The 6,967-nt window shown below is 59.8% G+C and carries 3 protein-coding genes and 1 pseudogene; all 4 read right to left on the bottom strand.

Translation table 11 applies throughout. The annotated features are described in order from the left end of the window. Positions 1-372: 372 nt before the first annotated feature. The 4 genes and pseudogenes from PLJ71_22340 to PLJ71_22325 all read right to left on the bottom strand — a co-directional run bounded on the left by PLJ71_22340 (position 373) and on the right by PLJ71_22325 (position 5,955). Positions 373-687: a four helix bundle protein gene (locus tag PLJ71_22340; protein ID HQM51428.1), complete on the bottom strand. Its 315-nt coding sequence runs from the start codon at positions 685-687 to the stop codon at positions 373-375. A 679-nt stretch (positions 688-1,366) separates the two neighbouring features. Next, positions 1,367-1,516 (bottom strand): annotated as a pseudogene (locus tag PLJ71_22335) (DUF1156 domain-containing protein). A 69-nt stretch (positions 1,517-1,585) separates the two neighbouring features. Continuing rightward, on the bottom strand, positions 1,586-2,329 hold the full coding sequence (locus PLJ71_22330) for a hypothetical protein (protein ID HQM51427.1): 744 nt from the start codon (positions 2,327-2,329) through the stop codon (positions 1,586-1,588). Between the two features lie 119 nt (positions 2,330-2,448). After that, positions 2,449-5,955, bottom strand: a complete 3,507-nt coding sequence (locus PLJ71_22325; protein ID HQM51426.1) for a helicase-related protein — start codon at positions 5,953-5,955, stop codon at positions 2,449-2,451. Positions 5,956-6,967: the final 1,012 nt, after the last annotated feature.

Raw genomic sequence — 6,967 nt, 5'->3', positions numbered from 1 at the left:
CTCGTTTCTCACTTCTCTCCCCTCGTTTCTCAACCTCCACATACGCCTCTTTACCCTTCTTCGTGGAAAGCATGAATGTGGAGGCAAGCGGCACGTCGACGTCTTTGAATGCCGGATTGGGACTCTTTACGGTGCGCGCCCAGATCCATGCGATGACGGTGAGCTTCTTACCAAGATACGATTTCAGGTCGGGGCGTTCGCGGACGAGGTCTTCCGTGATCTCGGCTTTGGGATAGAGGTGGCCGATGCGTTTTTCGGCCTCGTCGCGCATCCACTGTCCGTAATAGCGCACGTCCTCGGCGAGACCTTGGGCGCCGCGCCACTCGCGAGAAAAGAGTTGAGAGGAGTGAGAAGCGAGACCCGAAGGACGAGTTACGCCCGATTCTTTCGGCGCATAACCGTCAGCATCCGGCTGACCTCGTCCAATAGAGCACGAAGCGTCCCTGTCTCCCCCTCCGGAACCCACCCCACCTGTTCGCACAGCGTGAGAAGCGTCTCTGCTTCCGCCAGCGAGCCCTGGGCTATCGCAAGGAACTGGCTTTTCTCCCGTTTTGATTCCCGCGTCCAACCTTCCGCGATGTTCGCCGGTATCGATACGGCTGCCCGCGTCAATTGGGACCGCATCCCGTAGAGCTCTTCCCTGGGCAGATCCGGAACCAGCCGATAGACCTCGCGCGCCGCCTCCATCGCCTTCCGCCACACAATCAAGTCCCGATAATGCACCGCCTTTCCCCCTCCTTCCCTCTTTTCTCTCTTCTCCCGCCTCTTTTCTCTCTCCTCCCGCCTCTTTTCTCTCCCCTCCCGCCTCTTTTCTCTCCCCTCTCCACTCTCTTCTCTCCTCCGGGTTCACCGGCGGCATGCCCGCGAACCTGGGCGGGATCTCGATCATGGCCTTGTTGATGAGCACCGCCACGGGGTTGAGGTCACTGGCATGGGCTTCCAGGCCGAGCCGCTGGGCTTCCAACGGCAACGCCCCGCCGCCGGCAAAGGGGTCGTGGAACCCCGGCAGTTTGTCCGAATTGAAGAGTTCGTCCGCCCGAGGGTGTCCGGCATTCTCTTTGCAGGCCCGCTTCCAACTGCTCCAGATCTCGGTGCGCGCCTTGTTCAGCACCGCCTCGTTGGTGGTATTTTCCCACCGGACCATGTCCTCGATAATGGCGAACAGCCGTTTACGCTCCAATTCGGCGAGAACGCCGTCGAGGGTGGGTTCCGGCTCCGGGACCGCCGCCGTTTTCGCAAGCTTCTGCTTAGCCGTGTATTCGGCCTGGCGCTTCTTCAGTTCCTTCTCGGCGGCCGCCCGTTTGACCGGGTCGGCCTGAAGTTCGTCCACGTACCCCGACGGGTCGTCGACCATCTGGGCAAAGATGACCGCCCTTGCCGCCGCCAACGGCCGCCGCGCCCACCACAAGTGCAGCGTGCTCGGATGCCCGTGCCGGATGGACTTCTCCCGCGCCGACGCCTCGTTGATCGCCTCCAACGGCAACGCAACTTCAATCAGTTTCTTTCGCTGTTCCATTAAGATTCCTTTGCGTAGCGCCCCGGGAGCGCCCCTGGGAGCGCGGGCATCTTGCTTGCATGATTCTCATCATCGCGTCTCGTTGGCCTTCTGATTAATCTTCCTGGCCGCAATCTTACCAGCCCAACGAAGGAGTGCGTCGACCCCCAACTCACCAATAACGGGATACCCAAATCGTTTCCACAGCTCGCTCGAAGTCCGCCAGTCCATCGGAGCGGCGGCAGGGTCTGCCGCGATACGAAACTCGGCCCAGGCGGGCCGCACATGGATAACAAGATTCGGGAAAGCCGGTATCGTCACCAAGACATACTCGACCGCAGAACCGGTGTCGGCGTCGGGATACAGTTCCTTGATCTGGCGCAGGAACCACGCTGAACCAAACTGTCCTGCCGAGCCCGTGCCGAAAATGTCCGCATTGTCTTCCGTGACCCGTTGTCTCTCGCGCTCTGACGACAGCACGCCCTGCACGTTGATTTCCGCCCTCTGGAAGCTGCACGCAAAGGTGGCGTTGCCGGCTTTGACCTGATTGCCAACGCCTTCGAGAACGAACGGCTTCTCTTGGTCCGCGAGCTTTGCTACCTTGGCCAGGACATTGAAAGCCGGGTAGGCCATGACGGCAGGCACCGGCCACAGGCCCGAGCCTTTCACCTTAACCGTGTTGAGACCGTCGCTCAGGACCAGCTCCATGTTCTCGAGGGAAACGATGGCCTTCCGGACGCGCTTCCGCGGTTTGGGGAGCCTTGTCAATTGCCCGAGAGCTTCCCCCAGTTCTGCGGGAGCTACCTCAATCCAGGAATGCCGATTTTCACTCATGCGCGCTCAATTCCCTCGCATTAACGCAGACTTCATAAGCCTTCAAAACACCGCCGCCGCCATTGCATAGAGGCATTGACATTTCCGAAGACTGTCTCATCCAAGGCGCGGCGCCATATTTACAACTCTTCCGCATTTTCCATGAGCGCGTCAATGCGATAGTTGACGCTTGTCGCGCCGAAATCCGGCGGCGACGTGAACGGCTTGCGCACGTAACACACCTGGGCCACCTCGCCGTCCACCTTCACAAGAGCGAGAATGAAATCGTCGGGCTTATTGAGTGCCGTCAGGATCTCGTTCTTGGTGACAGTGACCGTGTCGGCATCGGCCCAGCGTCCTTTGACCTCGATGAACCGCAGCTTACCGCCCCCGTTGGGAATGACCGATTCGATGTCGTAGCCGCAGTTCTCGCTGCTCACGTCACGCGGTTCGTTGCCCAGGCGGCGTTCCGCCTCCATGACAGCGGCCATTGCAGCCGACTCGACTTTCTTCTTCTCCTCCGCGAGTTCCGCCGCCGCCCGCGCGTCACTGCCCTTAAGCTCTTCAAGGAGTCCTTCGGGCACAACCAGCACGCCGCCAATGACAACGGGAGGCGCCGGAGAAATGTGGCGTTCCTGTTCGAGTTCTTCGAGGCGTTTGCGCAGGCGCGCCGCCAGTTCGTCGGCCCGTTCCTGGGCTTTCTGCGAGTTCATCCGCGGCTGCTTTCCCGCGGCCTCCTGGGCCTTCAATTCCTGCGCGCGATGGTCCCAGTAGTTGATTTCGGCGGTAAGCCGCGCCTTGACCTGCTCCAGGGTCTTGTCGATCATGGCTTCCTTGCGCTGGCGCACTTCCTGAATATGGGCCGGCACGAGCTGGGTGACGGCATATCTGAGGGCTTCTGTCTCAAGATTGCGCGACAGCCAGGACTGCTCCAGCAGGGGGTTCGCCACCGACAATTCGTCTTCGGCAGGCGCACGGTAGTCCAGATAGGGGGCATACCCCGCCTTGGTTGCTCTTCCCTCCGAGTCCATCTCTACGAATTGCATCTGCTTGGATACGACGCGCTGGCCTCCGGACTGGTTCAGGCGGGCATCCTGGATGGCGTGCTCGATGTAGAGAAGGGCGCGCACATTCCGGCTCTCGTCGTTGGGGTCGACGAGTACCGCCCCCTGGCGGAGGAGGTCGCGGTGGCGCTCCAGAATGAGATCGACAACCGCATCCATCAACGCATGGCCGGGGCATAAGAAAGACGCCAGCGGCTTTCCGGGAACCTGCATGAGATTCTTCTCGAAGGTGACCCGCTCGTAACTCTTCAGGACGGGCTCACCGGTGCCGATCAGGCGATCGCGGTCGCGCACCTTGCCCGGCACGTGCGTAATCTCAAACCGCTTCGTCTCGCGTTCGTGTATTTTGCCGCCCAGTTGCCGGAAGGCTTCCAGGAAGAAGGACTGAATGAAGTGGGGCTGCAGCTTGCGGGCTTCCGCGCGTTCCATCTCCTCCCGGATCTTGTAGACCTGCGCGACGTCCATGGCGTCGCGCACCAGCGCGCGGCTGTCAATGAGCTCCTTGAGCTTCGTGTAATCAAGCGCGTTTTCGATGACCCTTTCCAGCCGTGCCTTGACTTCGGGCAGGTCGCCGTACCGGATGGCTTCCACCAGTAAGGAGCGCAGGGAACGGTTCTCGAACGTGATCTGCCCGAGCACGTCGAACACCTGGCCGCCCAAGGCTTCCCGTTCCTGTTCGAGCTTGAGAAGGAGCTTGCGGTAGACATCGCCTTCGCGCGTTTCGTCGGCCACGAGGTTCCACATATGGCACACTTCCGTCTGTCCGATGCGGTGGATGCGGCCGAAACGCTGCTCCAATCGATTGGGGTTCCAGGGGAGGTCGTAATTCACCATCAGATGGGCACGCTGAAGATTGATGCCCTCGCCCGCGGCATCCGTGGCCACCAGTATCTGCACGTTCTTGTCCTGGGTGAAAGACTCCTGCGCCTTGCGCCGTTCTTCCCGCAGCATGCCGCCCTGAATATTCACGACGGCCTCATCCTGGCCCAGGAGCGTGCGGATCCGTTGGGTGAGGTACTTGAGCGTGTCCCGGTGCTCGGTGAAGATTACCAGTTTGCGGCGATGGCCCTGCGCGTCGAACATCTCCGCCTTGTTCTGCAGCAGCCTGGAAAGTTCGTCCCACTTCCGGTCCGTGCCGCTTCGCCTGACCTCCTGGGCCAGCTTCTCGAGCCGAACGAGGGTATCGATCTCCGCCTTTAACTCCGCGATAGTCTGCGCTGCCGTGGCGAGGTCGACGACTTCATCCTCCAGGGCTTCTACCTCCGCGTCGGGCGCATCATCGAGTTCCTCAAGGTCCTCTTCCGTCAGTTCCCGGGCCTTGGCGCCGGGAGTCAATGCAACCTCGGCCCCTCTCTTCAGGAGTTCTTCCTCGCGCAGGCGTTTTTCCAGACGCTCGCGTCTGCGCCGGAGTGACTGGTAGATCGCCTCCGGGGAGGAGGCCAGTCGCCGCTGCAGGATCGTCAACGCGAAGCCGACCGTCCCTTTCCGGCTGTCGTCACCCAGCTTGTCGGCGCGATTGAACTCCTGCTTGACGTACTCCGTGACCTCTGCGTAGAGATGCGCCTCCGCAGCCGATAATCGGTATTGAACCGTGTATGCCCGGCGTTCCGGGAACAGGGGCCTGCCGTCAAACTTCAGGAGCTGCTCCTTGACCAGGCGGCGCATAAGGTCGGAGGCATCGACGACATGCACCCCATCACGGAACTTGCCTTCGAAGCGGTCGCCGTCCAGTAACGCCATGAACAGCTGGAAATCTTCCTCTTTGCCGTTGTGAGGGGTCGCCGTGAGCAGGAGAAAATGGCGCGCCACGCCGGAGAGGAGCTTTCCAAGATTGTACCGCTTGGTCGCCTTGACCTCTCCCGAGAAAAAGGAGGCCGACATCTTGTGCGCTTCGTCGCAGACCACCAGGTCCCAGTCGGTCGTTTCCAGCTTGGCCTTGATGTCCTCATTCCGGCTGAGCTTGTCGAGACGGCAGATCGCCAGGGGCGTTTCCAGGAACCAGTTGCCCGTCCGTGCTGCATTCAAGCCCTCGTTCGTCATGATCTCGAAGGGCAGGTGGAACTTCCGGTACAGCTCGTCCTGCCACTGCTCCACCAGGTTACCCGGGCAGACGATGAGGCAGCGTTTCAGGTCGCCGCGGATCAGCAGTTCCTTGATGAACAGCCCGGCCATAATGGTCTTGCCCGCGCCCGGATCGTCGGCAAGCAGAAAACGCAATGGTTGGCGCGGTAACATTTCCTGGTAGACCGCCGTGATCTGGTGGGGCAACGGTTCGATGATAGACGTATGGACCGCGAGCAGCGGGTCAAACAGGTAAGCCAGCCGGATTCGGTATGCTTCAGAGACCAGCTTGAGGAGTTCGCCGTCTCCATCAAAGCTCCAAGGGCGGCCTTGCTCCACGACTTCCAGGCTGGGTTCTTGATCCCTGTACAGTAGCTGGTTGCCAAGGTTGCCTTGCGAGTCTTTGTGGGTGACCTCGATGACGCTGTCCCCGATCCACTTCACCGCCTCGATGGTTACAATTCTACCCGGGACAATGCCGCGTACGGCAGTCCCCGGAGTAAGGTCTTCAAGCGTCACCATCATATGCCCCCTGCCGACGGTAGACCCGGGACTTCACGCCCCCTTGCGCTTCAATAACAGTCTATGAACCTGCTTCAAGAATCGCAACTCGCACGGCCGCAAATTGCCCGCATTCGGCTCACGAATCAGGACAATTCTCCTCGCACATTCACACATGAGTATATTCACCTGCAAACAGAGGGTCAAAAAGTGTCCGAATCTGTAAGCCCGTCTTTCAGGCCACTTGGGCAAAACCATTTCATCTGACTCAGGCCGTAGCGATCGGGAAAGGAATGGATATCCACATTCGTACCCCCATACACATGGTTCCCGCTCTGCTTGCCGATAAGAAACTTGCGGACTCCTCTCTGCGCCTCAAGCACGACCACGTCGTGGAATAAGCATGCCCCGTGCCAAGTCGGGACATGGGCAGGAACCACGATTTCCTGGGCCAATCCAAGTCAAGGGAACTAGAAAATGACGCAGGGGGGCATTGGAATTTGAGCAGTGCGCTCATAAATTGAGCACTGGGTCAGGCGCTCTGTTCGGTTCAAGTGACCAACTTGATGCAAAGACCTCGGAAGAATCGTTCTTGAGACGGGCGGTCTATTTGAAGCGTGAAATCCCCACCCGGCGAGGCGTATATGATAGAGGCATTGCCCCGCCGTCACCGCCGGCAATAGGCCGCTTTGTTGAACCGGCCCGGAGCCTCATGTGTCGAAGATGACGAGGATTCGGGTCTCTCGGCTCGCCAGGTCAAATCACCTCTGGCGAGCATATCTAGCGCGCCTCGAAAAGCCGGGGTCTGTTCGTCGGCAACTCTGAGGAATCAGGTCAGTTCCAGATGATGGTGGGTGGCAGGTATGTCCCGATCAATGCCTCTGATAGGTATTCGGTATCGTATGAAGCACGGGTTCCCAGCCCTGCTTCGCCAACTCCGCGGCCAGTTGTTTCCGGAAACGTTTCCGGCGCGATATCGTAGTCTCGACGTATGTTTCCGGTATCACCTCAGAAATCTTCACGCGCACCTTGT

This window comes from Candidatus Hydrogenedentota bacterium, from assembly GCA_035416745.1.
Classification (GTDB): domain Bacteria; phylum Hydrogenedentota; class Hydrogenedentia; order Hydrogenedentales; family SLHB01; genus UBA2224.
Note: the sequence above shows the minus strand (reverse complement) of the source record. Positions and strands in the feature narration are given on the sequence as shown.